Origin of the sequence: Synechococcus sp. CS-1333, assembly GCF_025128015.1 — a bacterium.
Classification (GTDB): domain Bacteria; phylum Cyanobacteriota; class Cyanobacteriia; order PCC-6307; family Cyanobiaceae; genus MW101C3.
This window is the reverse complement of sequence record NZ_JAHLYO010000012.1, coordinates 90,463-105,938: the sequence shown is the minus strand read 5'-3', so window position 1 is coordinate 105,938 and position 15,476 is coordinate 90,463. Positions and strand designations below refer to the sequence as shown.

Annotated in this window: 14 protein-coding genes; 8 read left to right on the top strand and 6 right to left on the bottom strand. The window is 69.0% G+C overall.

The genetic code is table 11. The annotated features are described in order from the left end of the window. Positions 1-52 precede the first annotated feature (52 nt). Positions 53-523 carry an SRPBCC family protein gene (locus KQ303_RS04245; protein ID WP_259729267.1) on the bottom strand — a complete coding sequence of 157 codons (471 nt, stop codon included), beginning with the start codon at positions 521-523 and terminating at the stop codon, positions 53-55. Positions 524-786: 263 nt separating this feature from the next. Between KQ303_RS04245 and petH the strand changes: the two genes are divergently transcribed. From petH to KQ303_RS04215, 6 genes are all read left to right on the top strand, one after another. Next, positions 787-1,962, top strand: a complete 1,176-nt coding sequence (gene petH, locus KQ303_RS04240) for a ferredoxin--NADP reductase (RefSeq protein WP_259729266.1) — start codon at positions 787-789, stop codon at positions 1,960-1,962. A 135-nt stretch (positions 1,963-2,097) separates the two neighbouring features. Beyond that, entirely contained in the window at positions 2,098-3,621 is a 1,524-nt protein-coding gene (gene zwf / locus KQ303_RS04235; protein ID WP_259729265.1) for a glucose-6-phosphate dehydrogenase, read from the top strand. A gap of 57 nt (positions 3,622-3,678) precedes the next feature. Further along, the gene (locus tag KQ303_RS04230; RefSeq protein ID WP_259729264.1) at positions 3,679-4,968 is read left to right on the top strand and encodes a glucose-6-phosphate dehydrogenase assembly protein OpcA; all 1,290 of its coding nucleotides are present in this window, start codon (positions 3,679-3,681) and stop codon (positions 4,966-4,968) included. A gap of 36 nt (positions 4,969-5,004) precedes the next feature. Beyond that, complete coding sequence (locus tag KQ303_RS04225) at positions 5,005-6,489, top strand: cobyrinate a,c-diamide synthase (protein ID WP_259729263.1); 1,485 nt, start codon at positions 5,005-5,007, stop codon at positions 6,487-6,489. A gap of 2 nt (positions 6,490-6,491) precedes the next feature. Next, on the top strand, positions 6,492-6,740 hold the full coding sequence (locus KQ303_RS04220; RefSeq protein WP_233132726.1) for an acylphosphatase: 249 nt from the start codon (positions 6,492-6,494) through the stop codon (positions 6,738-6,740). Between the two features lie 53 nt (positions 6,741-6,793). Further along, entirely contained in the window at positions 6,794-7,486 is a 693-nt protein-coding gene (locus KQ303_RS04215) for a GAP family protein (RefSeq protein WP_259729262.1), read from the top strand. 10 nt (positions 7,487-7,496) lie between these two features. Here the strand turns inward: KQ303_RS04215 and KQ303_RS04210 are convergent, their stop codons facing one another. The 4 genes from KQ303_RS04210 to folD are packed head-to-tail and all read right to left on the bottom strand — an operon-like array spanning position 7,497 to position 11,386. Beyond that, entirely contained in the window at positions 7,497-8,978 is a 1,482-nt protein-coding gene (locus tag KQ303_RS04210) for an ATP-dependent helicase (RefSeq protein WP_259729261.1), read from the bottom strand. Next, complete coding sequence (locus KQ303_RS04205; protein WP_259729260.1) at positions 8,975-9,493, bottom strand: divergent PAP2 family protein; 519 nt, start codon at positions 9,491-9,493, stop codon at positions 8,975-8,977. Before KQ303_RS04205 ends, KQ303_RS04210 begins: the two co-directional genes overlap by 4 nt. After that, positions 9,490-10,392 carry a geranylgeranyl diphosphate synthase CrtE gene (crtE, locus tag KQ303_RS04200; protein WP_255099715.1) on the bottom strand — a complete coding sequence of 301 codons (903 nt, stop codon included), beginning with the start codon at positions 10,390-10,392 and terminating at the stop codon, positions 9,490-9,492. The genes KQ303_RS04205 and crtE overlap by 4 nt, the downstream gene beginning before the upstream one ends. Positions 10,393-10,444: 52 nt before the next feature. Further along, positions 10,445-11,386 (bottom strand): bifunctional methylenetetrahydrofolate dehydrogenase/methenyltetrahydrofolate cyclohydrolase FolD, encoded by a 942-nt coding sequence (gene folD, locus KQ303_RS04195; RefSeq protein WP_259729281.1) that lies wholly within the window; start codon positions 11,384-11,386, stop codon positions 10,445-10,447. A gap of 62 nt (positions 11,387-11,448) precedes the next feature. Here folD and KQ303_RS04190 point away from each other — a divergent pair, with 62 nt between their 5' ends. Beyond that, the gene (locus KQ303_RS04190; RefSeq protein WP_259729259.1) at positions 11,449-13,557 is read left to right on the top strand and encodes an HDIG domain-containing metalloprotein; all 2,109 of its coding nucleotides are present in this window, start codon (positions 11,449-11,451) and stop codon (positions 13,555-13,557) included. Here KQ303_RS04190 and KQ303_RS04185 read toward each other — a convergent pair. Then, entirely contained in the window at positions 13,472-13,813 is a 342-nt protein-coding gene (locus tag KQ303_RS04185; protein WP_094510388.1) for a SemiSWEET family sugar transporter, read from the bottom strand. The genes KQ303_RS04190 and KQ303_RS04185 overlap by 86 nt on opposite strands. A gap of 82 nt (positions 13,814-13,895) precedes the next feature. Here KQ303_RS04185 and KQ303_RS04180 point away from each other — a divergent pair, with 82 nt between their 5' ends. Then, positions 13,896-15,182 (top strand): CbiX/SirB N-terminal domain-containing protein, encoded by a 1,287-nt coding sequence (locus KQ303_RS04180; protein ID WP_259729258.1) that lies wholly within the window; start codon positions 13,896-13,898, stop codon positions 15,180-15,182. Positions 15,183-15,476: the final 294 nt, after the last annotated feature.

Below are 15,476 nucleotides of genomic sequence, written 5' to 3'. Positions count from 1 at the left end.
TTCCGCCACGAGGCCAGCGGCTGTAAGCCCAGCCAGGCACCGCCTGGTGGTCTCAGAGGCGGCCCGAGCGGCGCAGTGCTTCCTGTTGCACTGCCCGCAGGTTGGCAGCCAGGTCTTCGCGCAGGCGCTGCTCAATCAGCGCGATCGGCATGCCCGGGCGGCCCTGCACGGTGAGGTCGTAAAGGAGCCGGGAGCCGATCGGATCCGGGCTCACCTGCCACGCCCCTTCAAAACAGCGGAAATCGCCCTGGATCATGGCGAAGCGGAGCATGCCGTGTTCCCGCACTTCCTGGAGCTCCAGTTCCACCCGCGCCGAGAAGCGCAGACCACAGAACTGTTGACAGCCCACCTGCTCCAGACCCACCCGGTCGTCGCGGCGCCACAGCAACCGCGAGGTGGAGAGGTTCGGGATGAAGCGGCTGAGGTTCTCGTAATCCGTGAGCACCGACCAGATCAGGTCGTCCTTGAGGTCGATGCGCAGCTGAACGGCCAGACGGCGGGCCCCCTGGGGCAGGCGCTCCATCTCCTGTTGGATGGTGTCGAGGGGGCAGGAGTGTTGCCCTGTGGCCGGGCTTGACGCAGTGATGAGCGAACCGGCGGAAGACACCACGTAGAAACACCCCAGTGCCGGGGAACGTAGGGGAGAGGACAACCTGTTGTCGCGCACCAAACTTAGCCCTGATGCCCGGATGTCGGCGTCAGGAACCGCGCACCTGCTGGGGAGCCGGTTGTGGCTTCGGAGCGTTGCCTAAGATCTGACAGCCTTTTTCCGCAGTGAGTCGCTTCATGCGCACCTCGACCGCCGCGCTTCGCCAGTCCGATGCCCGCATGTTCACCCTGGTGGTGGAAGGGCTGCAGGGTCCCGGAGAGCGAGCGGCCGAACGTCGCTTCATGGTGCCGCTGTCCCGGATGCAGGCCACGCTGCGCCTGATCAACCAGCAGGGAGGACGACTGATCTCGGTCACCCAATCCGACCAGGCCCCCACCCCATCTCCTGACCCCGGCCCCTCCGACCCGGTCGCCCCCCCCGCCATCGCTCCTGTGACCACCACCGCCGCCAAAGAACCGGGCAAGCACGAGGCCGTGCCCGTGAACCTCTACAAGCCGAAGGACCCCTATGTGGGCACCGTGCTCGGCAACTATTCCCTGCTCGCCGAGGGGGCGATCGGCCGGGTGAACCACATCACTTTCGACCTCTCCGAGGGCAAGCTCCACTACGTGGAAGGCCAGAGCATCGGCATCATTCCCGATGGCACCGACACCAACGGCAAACCACACAAGCTGCGTCTGTATTCGATCGCCAGCACCCGCCACGGCGACAACCTCGAAGACAAAACCGTGTCGCTCTGCGTCCGCCAGCTTCAATACGAGAAAGACGGCGAAACCATCAGCGGTGTCTGCTCCACGTTCCTCTGTGACATCGAGCCCGGCGCCAAGGTGCGGATCACGGGGCCCGTGGGCAAGGAAATGCTCCTCCCGCCCGACGAAGACGCCAACGTGATCATGCTGGCCACCGGCACCGGCATCGCACCGATGCGAGCCTATCTGCGCCGCATGTTCGATCCCGGCGAGCGTGAGAAGAACCCCCACTACCAGTTCAAAGGCAAGGCCTGGCTGATCATGGGCGTGCCCACCACCGCCAACCTGCTCTACGAAGACGACTTCCAGAGCTACCTGAGCCACTTCCCCGACAACTTCCGCTACACCAAGGCCATCAGCCGCGAGCAGCAGAACCCCTCGGGCGGTCGCATGTACATCCAGGACCGGGTGGCCGAACACGGCGAAGAGATCTTCAACATGATCGAAGACCCCAAGACCCATGTCTACATGTGCGGTCTGCGGGGCATGGAGCCCGGCATCGACGAAGCCATGACCAAGGCCGCCGAAGCCAAGGGGCTGACCTGGTCGGAGCTGCGCCCCCAGCTCAAGAAAGCCGAGCGCTGGCACGTGGAAACCTACTGAGCCGGCCGCTTCCTCCAGGATCGGCCCGCCCTCTGGGCGGGCTTTTTTTTGCCGAAACCCCCACATAGCCGCCTGGGCACTCCGTGGGTGGCCGGTTCCCGGCTTTCGTGGAGGGATCAGGCCCGCCCTTCCCCCATGACCGCCGTCCTCACCAATCCGCTCAGGGTCGGGTTGCGCCAGGAGCGGGTGATCTCGCCCCAGTGTCTGGTGATCTTCGGCGCCAGCGGCGACCTCACCCACCGCAAGCTGATTCCGGCGCTGTTCGAGCTGTTTCGTCAGCGGCGCCTGCCCAGCGAGTTCGCCGTGCTGGGCTGCGCCCGCCGCCCCTGGAGCGATGAAGAGTTCCGCGCCCGCATGACCGAGGCCCTGGCGGAGGAGGTGGCCGACCACGCCAGCGCCTGGGAGCAGTTCAGCAGCGGCCTCTTCTACGAGCCGGTGGACCTGCAGGTGCCTGAGCATCTGGTGCGGCTGGGCCAGCGGCTCGAGGCCATCGACCGGCTGCGGGCCACTCGCTCCAACCGCACCTTCTACCTGTCGGTGTCGCCCACCTTCTATGGCAGCGGCTGCCGCGCCCTCGCCGATGCCGGCCTGCTGAGCGACCCGCAGCGCAGCCGGGTAGTGATCGAGAAGCCCTTCGGCCGTGACTACGGGAGCGCCGAGAAGCTCAACCGAATCGTGCAGGCCTGCGCCCAGGAAAACCAGGTCTTCCGGATCGACCACTACCTGGGCAAGGAAACGGTCCAGAACATCCTGGTGCTGCGCTTCGCCAACACCATCTTCGAGCCGATCTGGAACCGCAACTTCATCTCCAGCGTGCAGATCACCGCCGCAGAAACCGTGGGAGTGGAGGAGCGGGCCGGCTACTACGAGAGCTCCGGCGCCCTGCGGGACATGGTGCAGAACCACCTCACCCAGATGCTGGCGCTCACCACCATGGAAGCGCCGGGCCGCTTCGACCCGGAAGCGATCCGCAACGAGAAGGCCAAGGTGCTGCAGGCCGCCCGCCTCGCCGATGAGGCCGAGCCCTGGAACTGCTGCGTGCGCGGCCAGTACGGCCCCGGTGGCTCCCGCAGCCGGCCGATCAAGGGCTACCGGGAGGAACCCGGGGTCAACCCGAACAGCACCACCGAAACCTATGTGGCGATGAAGCTGTTCATCGACAACTGGCGCTGGCAGGGGGTGCCCTTCTATCTGCGCACCGGCAAGCAACTGCCGAAGCGGCTCAGCGAGGTGGTGCTCACCTTCCGTGAGGCGCCGGTGCACCTCTTCGACGCCGCCGGCGGCAGCCCCACCGCCAACCAGCTGATCCTGCGCATCCAGCCCAACGAGGGCGCCGAATTCCGCTTCGAGGTGAAGGCACCGGGATCGGGCATGCGCAGCCGGCCGGTCGACATGCAGTTCTCCTACGACGAATCGTTCGGGGAACCCTCCGATGAGGGCTACGTGCGCCTGCTCGCCGACGCCATGCTGGGAGATCCCACCCTGTTTACCCGCGGCGATGAGGTGGAAGCGGCGTGGCGCCTCTACACCCCCCTGCTGGAGCTGATCGAGGACAGTCCCTGGCAGCTGCCGGTCCAGCCCTATGAGGCCCGCACCTGGGGCCCCGCCGCTGCCGACAGCCTGCTCGCCAGCGACAACCTGGTCTGGCGCCGCCCCTGAACGCCTCGGCCTCCACCATCCACATCCGTCCCGTCCCCCCTCCCTGCCCTTCCTTCCATGAGCCCCCAACTGACCCTTCAGGCCCCGGTGGAACTGCCGCCCCCCGAGCTCACCGGGTACCTGGAGAAGCTCTGGCAGCACGACCTGGGGCACAGCAGTGGGGCCAGCACCTTCACCCTGCTGGTGTGGCAACCGGCCTGGGTGGAACAGCACCTGGTGCGGCTGGGCCGGCTGGAAGGCCCGGTGACCGGGGTGGTGCGTCCGGAAGTGCTGGAGGCGGCCCGTGAAGCGGTCGACTTCTGTGGCCTTCCCCCCAGCACCTCGCCGATGGCTCCAGAACTGGCCTGGGCGCTGGGCGAGCACGCGGGGGTCGACCACGTCGGCGAAGACCTGCGCGGCCAACACGTGGAATCGGCGATCAGCGCCTACCAGCCGCGCCGGCTGATCACCCTGGCGCCCACGCTCAGCAATAGCGCCGGCCTGGAAACGCTTGTGGCGGCCTACTGCCCCCTCAGCGAGGAAGGCAACAACGGCGCCACCTGCGGAGATGTGGTGGTGCTGCGCGGCGACTTCGACGCCCTGCGGCAGGGCCTGAGCCTGCTGCAACCCCTGGTGCCCGACGACCTGCCCTGCTGGGTGTGGTGGAACGGTTCGCTGGAGGAAGCGCCCGATCTGCTGGCGGCCCTCAGCAGCCCGGGGCGCCGGCTGGTGATCGACAGCGCCCTCGGTCCGCCGCGCCGCTGCCTTGATCTGCTGGAGGAGCGCGTCAACAGCAGCACCGCCGTCAACGACCTCAACTGGCTGCGGTTGCGCGGCTGGCGGGAGTCGCTGGCGATGGTGTTCGATCCCCCCGGTCGGCGCGAATCGCTAAGCCACGTGGTGCACCTCGACATCGATGTGGAGGGCAGCCATCCGGTGCAGGGGCTGCTGCTGGCCGCCTGGATCGCCGACCGACTCGGCTGGCACTTTGTGACCAGTTACAAAATGGACGGTGACTCCATCGGCGCCGACTTCGAGCGCAGCGACGGCAAGGAAGTGCGCCTCAAGCTGATGCCGGTGCCGGTGGGGATCCCCAGCAGCCACCCGGGCACGATCGTGGGGTTGCGGCTGATCTGCGAACCCGACGATCGCAAGCCGCTCTGCGTGATCCTCTGCTCGGAAACCGGCGGCTGCATGCGGCTGGAGGCCGGCGGCGTGGCGCGGATGGAGCTGGCGGAAGATGTGGTGCCGAAGGTGCCCGGGTCCGATGAGATGGAAATGGGGCGGCTGCTGGGTGGCGGCCACGACTCCACCACGCCGCTGCTCGCCGCCGCTGCTCCGCTGGCAGCCAAGCTGCTGCCGAACTGAGGCGGTCCTGAACCCAGCGGCGGGGGGCCGGCACTGATGGCCTGCCTGATTGCGGCCCCCTGCAGCGGCAGCGGCAAAACGCTGCTCAGCCTGGCGCTCACGGCCCTGCTGCGCCAGCGCGGCCGCAGCGTCCAGACCTTCAAGGTGGGGCCCGACTACCTCGATCCCCAGTTGCTGGCCCGGGTGAGCGGCCGGCCGTGCCGCAACCTCGACCGCCTGCTCTGCGGCCCCGAATGGGTGGAGCGCAGTTTCCACTGGTGGGGCCGTCAGGCCGACCACTGCCTGGTGGAGGGGGTCATGGGCCTGTTCGACGGCCGCGGGCCCGGCGACGAGGGCAGCTCCGCCGAGCTGGCCGTCGCGCTGCAGCTGCCGGTGGTGCTGGTGGTGGAAGCCAGCCGCCAGGCCGGATCGGTCGCGGCGCTGGTCAACGGTTTCCGGCACCATCGCCGCGACCTCACCATGGCCGGGGTGGTGCTCAACGGCGTAAGCACCGCCCGGCACCAGGCGCTGCTGAGCGAAGCGCTCGCCGCCATCGGCATGCCGGTGCTGGGCCTGCTGCCGCGCCACCCCAGCCTGAGCCTGCCGTCACGGCACCTGGGGCTGCTGCCCGCCCATGAGCTCCACGACCTCACGCGCACCTGCGGAGAATGGGCAGCGCTGGCCGAGCAGCACCTTGATCTCGCGCAGCTGCTGCCCCTGCTGGCACCCCCCGCCAGTTCACCAGAGACCGCCTCCGGCGGCGATCCGATCCAATGGGCGCTCGGGCTCGAACACGAAACCCCAGCACCCGAGCCCGTGCGTGTGGCTATTGCCGCCGATGCCGCCTTTCACTTCCGCTACCCGGAAGCCACCGAACTGCTCGAAGCGGTGGGGGTGGAGCCGCGGCTTTGGCAGCCCCTGGCCGATGCGCCGCTGCCGCCGGATTGTCAGGGGGTGATCCTGCCGGGCGGCTACCCGGAGCTTCACGCACCGGAACTGGCTGCCGCCCGGCACAGCCTGGCTGACCTGCGGCGTGCCGCAGCCGCCGGCCTGCCGATCTACGCCGAATGCGGTGGCCTGCTGCTGCTGGGGCAGGCGTTGGAGGATCCAGAGGGCCAGCCCTACCCGATGGCTGGCCTGCTGCCGTTCACGGCCCGACGCGGGGCACTCCAGCTCGGCTACCGGCAGGCCACCCCCAGACACGACGGGCTGGTGGCACGCTACGGAGAATCTGTCTGCGGCCACGAATTCCACCGCTGGGAGCTGCACCCCACTCCCACGGCAGCCTCTGTGTCGGGCGGCAACGGTGTGATGGACGGAATCAAGCCGCTGTGGCAGCTTGAGGGATGGGGTTGCCCGCCGCGGAGTGAAGGATGGACGACGCGCACGCTTCACGCCAGCTGGCTTCACCTCCACTGGGCTGGGTGTTCGGCGATCTGCCGGCGCCTCCACGACGCAGCCCGGCGGACAGCTCCGTTCGCCGTGGCGGCGGCAGCCGCCGCAGCGCCGGCTCCCTGGCCTCCAGGGAGCGCTGGCAGCTGATCGTGCGCGGCCATGTGCAGGGTGTGGGCTACCGCCAGGCCTGCTGCCGCGCCGCTGCCGCGCTCGGCGTGGCGGGCTGGGTGCGCAACCGCAGCGATGGTTCGGTGGAGGTGCAGGCGGAAGGCCCGAACCAGCAGCTGCTGGATCTGCGGCTCTGGTGTGAGTCGGGGCCGCCCGGTGCACTGGTGAGTGAGGTGATCCCCAGCCTGATGCCGATCGCTGGCGACGACTGGTTCGAGATCCGCCGCTGAGCGCGGCGTGTGCGTCATCCTGGCCGGGACCGCCAACGCACCCTGGCGCCCCGATGCACGACCCCTCGCTCTGGACCGAACTGATCGCCTACGGCAGCGGCATCAGCCTCAGCCCGATCCATGTGGGCCTGCTGCTGCTGTTGCTTCTCGGTGAGCACCCCCTGCGGCGGGGTGGCCTGTTCGTGCTCAGCTGGGTCGTCACGATCGCCGTGATGGTGACCATGCTGCTCACCCTGGGCCACGGCCTGCTGCTCACCATGGAGCAGGGCAGCAGCCACCGCACGGGGCTGGATCTGATGGGGGCCGGAGCCCTGCTCACCCTGGGGGTGCGGGAGCTGCTGCCGACCAGCCGCGGCGCTGGTCCGGAGGAAGCTCCAGGCTGGACGCGTCAGCTCGACCGTTTCTGCCGCCTGCCCCTGCCGCTGCTGATCGGCGCGGGGGCGGCGCTGGAGGTGGTCAGCCCGGACGACCTGTTCCTGATGGCCAAGGGGGCATCGGCGCTGCTGGCGGCTCAACTGGGCCGCGGGCAGGAGCTGCTGATGGCCGCAGTCTTCACCCTGGCGTCCAGCCTGCTGCTGCTGGTGCCGTTCCTGGCGGTGGCCCTGGCCCGCGAACGCATGCTGCCGCGGCTCGAGAGCGCCAAGAAGCTGCTGTTCGCCCGGGGGGATCTGGTGGTGGGCGGCCTCAGCCTGGCGCTGGCGGCCTACCTGACCTGGCAGGGCATCGAAGGCCTGCGCATGGTCTGAGCCGCCGGGCTCAGGCCTCGGGGTCTGCCAGCCAGCGGCTCCAGCAGTCGCGATCGGCTCTGGAGCCTGCTCCCGCCACCATCCATACCGCCGTGCGCGCCCGGCTCACCGCCACGTACACCAGCTGCCGGCGCAGCTGCAGATCGGAGGGCCAGAACACATCGTCGGCGATGAACACCTCACCAAAGCTGCTGCCCTGGCTGCGGTGCACCGTGAGCACGGCCGCCGGCGCCAGGGAGGCGAAGGCATCCCGCACCAGGAAGTAGCGACGCCAGAGACCGCGGGCTTCCTTCTTGCCCAGCGCCCTGGCCTGCTGCCGCAGCTGCGCCAGCACCCCTTCCAGCTGCCGCCGGGCCGGGGAGCCCGCCGCCGGCAGCAACCGCAGCGACAGCTCCCCGTCGGGCTGCTGCACGGTCACCAGCTGGGTGTCGATCACCGGCGCGGTCAGCCCGTCGAAGAGCTCCAGCACCTCCCGGCCCGCCAGGCCGAACTCCGCCAGATCGCAACGCTCGGGCTTCACGTCGCGCACCACCAGCTCCCGGTTCGACGCCAACACCATGTCCGGTTCCTCGCCCCCCTCCGCCCCCTCCCGGCAGGCGGGCGCCATCACCGCCATGCGCGTGATCAGCACTTCACCCGGCAACACCGGCAGCTGGTCGGCCATCTCGCCGTGGATGGCGCGCCGGGCGAGGGGCACCAGCTGCTCAAGGCTGCGGTTCGTGTAACAGAGGATGCGGGCCTGGTCGGGGTTGTCCCCCTCGGCGGCGCGGCGCAGGGCCTGCTGAGCCGCCGCCAGCCAGGCGGAGCGCTCCAGCAGGGCCACCATGCCCTCCGGCTGCCGGATGGCCGGCAGCTGGGGCGGCAACCGGCAGGGCAGCCGCTCCTCCCGCAGGCCGGTGGCCAGGCGCAGCACCGGGCCCTGGTGGCGCACCACCTGCTCGAGCCGGGCCAGCTCGGCCCGCTGCAGATCGAACACGGGGCTGAGCGGTTCCCCCACGGGCGGCAGCTGGGCGGGATCGCCCACGAACACCAGCCGGGTGCCGTAGGGATGGGCGCAGCGCAGGGCGATCTGCAGCAGGGTGCTGTCCACCATCGAGGCCTCATCGATCAGCACCAGGGCCAGCGGCTCCAAGGCCACCGCCGTCTGCTCGGTTTCCTCACAGATCTCGCGGCCGCCATCACGGCGCAGCTTCAGACGCAGCAGCCGGTGCAGGGTGGAGGGGAACCAGGTGGGCCTAAGGCCACTGAGCTCGAGGTAGTGGCGTAGCACGCCCACCGCTTTGTGGGTGGGAGCCACCACGGTCCAGCAGAGGTCCCGGCGCTCCACCTCCGCCAGAAAGGCCATCGAGAGGTACGTCTTGCCGGTCCCGGCGTAGCCGCTCAGCACGAAAGGCCGGCCATCGGCAGGAGCGTCCAACCAGGCCACGAAGGCCTTGACCGCCTGGCGCTGACCTGGCGTGAAGGCTTGGGCGTCAGCGGAAGGAAGGCTCAAGCCAGCGGCAACCAGCCCCAGCTCTGGGCGATCTGCAGCGGGGAACCCGCCAGGGCCAGACCGGTGAGGGCGATGGCGGGGCCCATCAGGCTGCCGGCCAGCACCTCCAGGCGCGTGTGGCCCAGGTTTTCCTTCAGCGGCTTGGCTGGTGCGGCGTCCTGCCAGGTGGCAGGCGGCAGGGCATTGATCGCACCAGCCTGTAGCCCGGCGGCCCGACGCACACCGCTGGCGTCGTACATCACCACGAACGCCACTGTGGCGGCAAAGGCGAACAACGGATCATCGAAGCCCTGCTGCCAGCCGATGCCCGCCGCCGCGCCTGTGACCAGGGCGGCGTGACTGGACGGCATGCCGCCGGTTTCGAACAGCACCGCCGGGCGCCAGCGGCGGTGCTCCACCAGCTCGATGAGCAACTTGGAGCATTGCGCCAGACCGCAGGAGATCAGCGCCCAGGCCAGCACACCATTGCCAAGCAGTTGAAACAGGGGAGGGGTTCCGGAGGGGACAGCGATCATCGATCGCGGCTGGTGATGTAGTCGGCCAGGGCCACCAGCGGGCCGGCCTGGGCCAACCAGGGCTGAAGTGCCTCCTTGGACTCCCGCACCAGGGCATCGGCACGGCGACGCGACTCCTCCAGCCCCAGCAGCTTCGGGTAGGTGGTCTTGTCGGCGGCCAGATCCTTGCCGGCCGTCTTGCCCAGCACGGCACTGCTGGCGGTGAGGTCCAGGATGTCGTCGATGATCTGGAAGGCCAGACCGATGCCGCGGGAATAGGTGCGCAGGGCGTCCAGCAGATCGTCCTCGGCGCCGGCGATCAGTGCGCCGGTGAGCACACTGGCCTGCAGCAGGGCACCGGTCTTGTGCAGGTGGATGTATTCGAGTGTGTCGAGATCCACCTGGCGGCCCTCGGATTCCAGATCCACCACCTGGCCGCCCACCAGCCCGGGGGCGCCGGCCGCCAGCGACAGCTCACCCAGCACCCGCAGCAGCCGTTCGGGGGCCACACCGGGGCTGCGCAGCGCCACCATCTCGAAGGCACGGGTCAGCAGGGCGTCGCCGGCAAGGATGGCATTGGCTTCTCCGAACACCTTGTGGTTGGTGGGGCGTCCGCGGCGCAGGTCGTCGTTGTCCATGGCGGGCAGGTCGTCATGGATCAGCGACATGGTGTGGATCATCTCCAGTGCCACCGCGGTGGGAAGCGCCAGGGCACTGGTGCCTCCCGCCAGTTCGCAGCTCGCCAGGCAGAGGATCGGACGCAGCCGCTTGCCCCCCGCCAGCAGCGAGTAGCGCATCGCCTCCCGCAATGACTCGGGCCGCTCCGGGCCGAGGGCGGCATCGAGGGCCTGCTCCACGCGCTGGCGGGACGCCTCCAGGTAGGCCGCGAAATCGAAATCCGTGCTCACCGCCACGGCCATGGGTACCAGCGCACTGCGGCGGATTCTCTCAGGCCACGGCGCCGCTGAGCGCCTATGGCAACAGATCGGCGAGCGGATCTTCCGCCAGAGCTCCAGCCCCATCCACAGCGAGCGCTGGGGCGAAGGTCGCCCGCCAGCTGGCCACCGTGTTGACCAGGAGCATCGTCACGGTCATGGGCCCCACACCACCGGGCACCGGAGTGATCGCCGCCGCCAGCGGCTCCACCTCCTCGAAGCGCACATCGCCGCAGAGCCCGCCGCGGCCGCCGGGCCCCTCAGCCGCTGACGGCGGCAGCCGGTGGATGCCCACATCCACCACCACCGCTCCGGGTTTCACGTGCTCGGCACCGATCAGCCGCGGCCGACCGGCCGCCACCACCAGCACATCCGCCTCGCGGCACAGCGCCGCCAGATCGCGGCTGCGCGAGTGAGCCACGGTGACCGTGGCATTGGCGGCCTGCAGCATCAGCGCCATTGGCTGGCCCACCAGGATGCTGCGCCCCACCACCACGGCACGGGCCCCCTCCAACGGCACCTGGGCGCGCGCCAGCAGGGCCATCACACCGGCGGGGGTACAGCTGCGCGGACCGGGTTCCCCCTTGAGCAGGCGACCCAGGTTGCACGGGTGCAGGCCATCGGCATCCTTGGCCGGGTCGATCGCATTCAGGAGCGGCCCCTCCGCCAGCCCCGGCGGCAGGGGCAACTGCAGCAGGATGCCGTCCACAGCGGGATCGGAATTAAGACGTTGAATTTCGGCGAGCACCGTGGCGGCGCTGCTGTCGGCAGGTAGGTGGGCGCCGTGGCTGGCGATGCCCACCCGGGCCGAGGCCTTCTCCTTGTTGGCCACATAGACGCCGCTGGCCGGATCATCACCGACACGCAGCACGGCCAGCCCTGGCGGCCTACCGGCCCGCTCCAGGCCCGCCGTCACCACCTGCTGCAGGCGCTGCTCGACGTCCTTCGCCAGTTGCCGCCCATCGAGGAGCTTCGCCATGCCCACCACAAACGGTTCAAGGCCCAGCATGCCGACAGACCACGATTGACGTCCTCGCTAGCTTGACCACTTCGGAGGTGGAGCGTGTGCTGCTGCGTCGGCGCATCCAGAGGCTCTGGCAGCGATGGCTCCGGCAGGAATCGCCATGCCAGGCGCTCTGTCCATGGCGCCGACGCGACTGGCTGGCCGTGGCTCTGGTGTGCGTGCTGGTGGCGGGGGTGTCGAGCTGGCCCTGGCTGGTGGAACCGAGCCTGAGGCCGGGAATCCCGGCCCCGCAGAGCACCCGGGCACCGGAAGCCGCCACAGTCGTGGACAGCGACGCCCTGGAGCAGCGGCGTTTTCAGCTGGGCAGCCGCACCCACGTGCAGGTGGTGGATCCCCAGGCCGATCGGGAGCTGCAGCAGCGCCTGGAGCGGCAACTGCGGGAGCTGGAGTTGGTGGCGGCCTCCCCCCAGAACCGGGTGGGGCCGCTCAATCTGAACCCGGTGGAGCAGGCGTGGCTGATCGGCCTCACGCCGCAGCAACTGGCGCAATGGCAGCAGGCGCTGCGGCTGGCCCAGCGGCGCATGCTCAGCCAGGGCATCGTGAGCAGCATCGCCAAGAGCCAGCTACAGGCGGCCGCCGCCCTGCAGCTGGCGCCGCTGGCGGAGCCGGGCCTGGGCCTGGGCAGCCGGCTGCTGGCGGTGAACCTGCAGGGCCGCACCAACCTGCGCACCGATGCCGGCCTCACCCAGGGCTTGATCGAGGAACTGCTCACCCAGCAGGGCATCCCGCGCATCACCGTGGAAAAAGGGGAACTGATCACCCGCCAGGGGGAACCGATCAGCCCCCAGGCCTACGACGTGCTCGATTACTTCGGCCTGGTGAACCGGAGGCCCCTGCTGCGGGCCTGGCTGGGCCATGCCTTCGAAGCCTTCGCCGGCAGTGCGGTGATGGTGCTGCTGCTGCGGCGCTGGCGCGCGAGCCTGGAGCCCCGCCATGCGCTGTTGGCCCTGGGGACCCTGCTGGTGGTGCAGGGCTGCAAATTGTGGCTCGGCAACACCGCCAGCCCGCTGGCGCTGCTGGTGCCCCCCACCCTGCTACTGGCCCAGGCGCTGGGCACTGGCGCTGGCCTGGCCTGGCTGGCGGTGGCCAGCCTGCTGTGGCCCCAACCCCTCGATGGCTTCAACGAGCAGCGCCTGCTGGTGGCCGCCCTGGTGGCGGTGGTGGCGGCGGTGCTGGCAGGCCGGCAGCGCAGCCGCGCCCAGCTGGTGCAGCTGGCACTTGTGCTGCCGGTGGGTGCCCTGGCCCTGCAATGGCTGGTGCTGCAGGTGTCGTATCGGTTGCCCAACAGCGCACGGGTGACGCCCAGCGGCGCAGAGCTGGTGGGAGAGGCGCTGCTGATGGGTGGCCTGCTGATGGGCGGCCTGCTGATGGGACCACTCGTCGAGAGTTTCTTCGGGCTGCTCACGCGCGCGCGGCTGCTGGAGCTGGCCGACCTGGAGCGCCCCCTGTTGCGGCGGCTGTCGATGGAAGCGCCGGGCACCTTCGAGCACACCTTGATGATCTGCGGGCTGGCCGAGGAGGGCGCCCGGGCGATCCAGGCGGACGTCGACATGATCCGCACCGGCGCCCTTTATCACGACGTCGGCAAGTTGCACGCGCCGCAATGGTTCATCGAAAACCAATCGGAAGGCCTCAACCCCCACGAAACCCTCAACGACCCTTTCGCCAGCGCCGCGATCCTGCAGGCCCATGTGGATGAGGGGCTCAAGCTGGCCCGCAAATACCGCCTGCCACGGCCGCTGGCCGATTTCATCCCGGAGCACCAGGGGACCTTGAGAATGGGCTACTTCTTCCATCAGGCCCGGGAGCAGGATCCCGATGTGCCCGAGCAGCGCTTCCGTTATCGCGGGCCCACGCCCCAGAGCCGCGAAACCGGCATCCTGATGCTGGCCGATGGTTGCGAGGCCGCGCTGCGCTCGCTGCCGCCCGGCACCTCGGAACAGGAGGCCCGCGCCATGGTGCGCCGGATCATCGAAGCGCGCCACAGTGATGGCCAGCTCAAGGACAGCGGCCTGAGCCGGGGCGAACTGGAACTGGTGATCAGGGCGTTCGTGCGGGTGTGGAAGCGGATGCGTCATCGGCGGATCCCTTACCCGATCCCCGCCCGGAAGGCCTACAGCGCCTGAGCCCCTGCAGCTTGCGCTCCAGCACCACCGAGGCCGGCAGCAGGGTGATGGCGTTGGCGGCGATCAGGGGGCCGTCACGGGTGATCAGGCCATAGAGCAGCCAGCAGCAGATGCCTGCGGTGAACAGCGTGTACATGCGCAGGGAGATGCCACTGGTGTCGCCACTGCGCAGGGTTTTGATCGCCTGGGGGAAAAAGCTCAAGGTGGTGAGCGCCGCCGCGCCATACCCCAGCAAGGTGGTGGAGGTGGCAGTCATCGGGCCGGGCGCGTTGACCTCAGCATGGCGGAGGCGCCGCAGGGAGGGAGGAGCGATAGGGTCCCCCGAGACAGGTCTTGTGATGGCTCCTCTTCCAGCGCAACTTCTGGCGGGAGCCTCTGCCAACGGCAAGCTCGGCGTGATGGTGTGCGGCCATGGCAGCCGCAACCGTCTGGCCGTCGAGGAATTCGCCCAGCTTGCGATCGGGCTGCAACAACGCCTGCCCCATCTGCCGGTGGCCTACGGCTACCTGGAATTCGCCCGGCCAATCCTGCGCGATGGCCTCGATCAGCTGCGCCAGCAGGGTGTGGAGCATGTGCTGGCCGTGCCAGGAATGCTGTTCGCCGCCGGCCACGCCAAGAACGACATTCCCTCGGTTCTGAACACCTACGCGGCCGAATCCGGTCTGCGCATTGATTACGGCCGCGAGCTGGGTGTCGACCGCAAGATGATCGAGGCTGCGGGTGCCCGCATCCGTGGCGCGCTGCAGCAGGCGGATGCCGCCGCTGCTGCCGCCGGTGAGCCAGCGGTGCCGCTGCACGACACCCTGTTGGTGGTGGTGGGACGCGGCTCTTCCGATCCCGATGCCAACTCCAACGTCAGCAAGGTGACCCGCATGCTGGTGGAGGGGTTCGGGTTCGGCTGGGGCGAAACGCTCTACTCCGGTGTCACGTTTCCGCTGGTGGAACCGGGGCTGCGCCATGTGGTGAAGCTGGGCTTTCGCCGCATCGTGGTGTTCCCCTACTTTCTTTTTTCCGGCGTACTGGTGAGCCGCATCCGGCTGCACAGTGAGCGTGTGGCGGCAGATCATCCCGCCGTGGACTTCGTGCAGGCTCCTTATCTGGGTGACCATCCACTGGTGATCGACACCTTCCATGAACGTGTGGAAGAAGTGGTGCGCGGGGACACCCAGATGAACTGTTCGCTCTGTAAGTACCGGGCGCAGGTGCTGGGCTTCGAAGCGGAGGTGGGTGATCCGCAGCGGAGTCACCACCACCATGTCGAGGGGTTGATTGAATCCTGCACGTTGTGCGAACGCGAATGCACCGGCGCCTGCCAGCCCGATGGGGTGCCGATTCCCCTAGGCAGCGGGCAGGGCCACAGCCATAGCTACAGCCACAGCCAAGGAGATGGACCCGCAGGGGCCCCCGGGCCGGCCCACAGCCACGTACACGGCCCGGACCAGACGGAGCATGGCCCCGTCCACGACCACGCGCATCACCAGGGTCAGCCCCACGACCACGGCCACACCCGTTACCCCCACGCTGACCACCCGCTCGGGCCTCGCAGCCTGACGGCAGCACCCCCCGCCAAGGGAGACCAAGCCGTCTCGCCGACCCCCGGGACTCAAGAGATCCACGGGGCATAAGCCCTGCTGATGTGTCACCGATTTCCCCAGGCACCCATGGTTTTCCCCAGAACGGGAGGGGTTTTTCCACAGGCGAGGTCGGAGAATGGCCTTTCAAGTCCTTGAATCTGGGGATTACGCGGGTTTCCAGGCAGCCTTCTTGACAAACGTTCTCAGTGGCATCAACCGCCAGACCGATTGCCGATGGCCAGCGACGAAGAGGCACCGCAACTGACTTTCTCAAGGCGAGCCGGCATGGGTTTCACCCAGGCCCCCCGCTTTGACGGGCCTGCCGTCGCTGTGGCTATCTGGGCA